We start from the raw sequence: 525 nt of genomic DNA on the forward strand, positions 1-525 counted from the left end.
CTGGAAATCATCGTGAAAATGAATACGTTATGTTTTAATTTAATCCACATTAAAAATAATGTTTCATCCAATTTAGCTGAAATCTTATTTATACTTTGTACAATTTCAGCGTATATTGTACAAAGTATTATTGGGTCGTGTAGAGGCGACGGAGATTTATGACCGCAAGGAGGAATTGTGGCTTATTACAGCATTGGTGATGTTGCTGAACGTTGCGGGATTAATCCTGTCACTCTCCGGGCCTGGCAACGCCGCTACGGTTTGTTAAAACCACAGCGCAGTGAAGGCGGACACCGACTCTTTGATGAAGAAGACATACAACGCATCGAAGAGATCAAGCGTTGGATAAGTAATGGCGTTCCTGTAGGCAAAGTTAAAGCATTACTGGAAACTACCAGCCAGGATACGCAAGACGACTGGAGCCGCCTGCAAGAAGAGATGATGTCAATTCTTCGTATGGCTAATCCAGCCAAACTACGCGCGCGAATTATTTCACTGGGTCGAGAGTACCCAGTAGATCAATTG

The 525-nt window shown here is 43.0% G+C and carries 1 pseudogene; it reads left to right on the forward strand.

The annotated features are described in order from the left end of the window. Positions 1-177: 177 nt before the first annotated feature. A pseudogene (gene bluR, locus AC3DEV_RS16730) lies at positions 178-525 on the forward strand (DNA-binding transcriptional repressor BluR); the annotation flags it as partial.

This window comes from Dietzia sp. IBK-p2-15D (genome assembly GCF_057773105.1).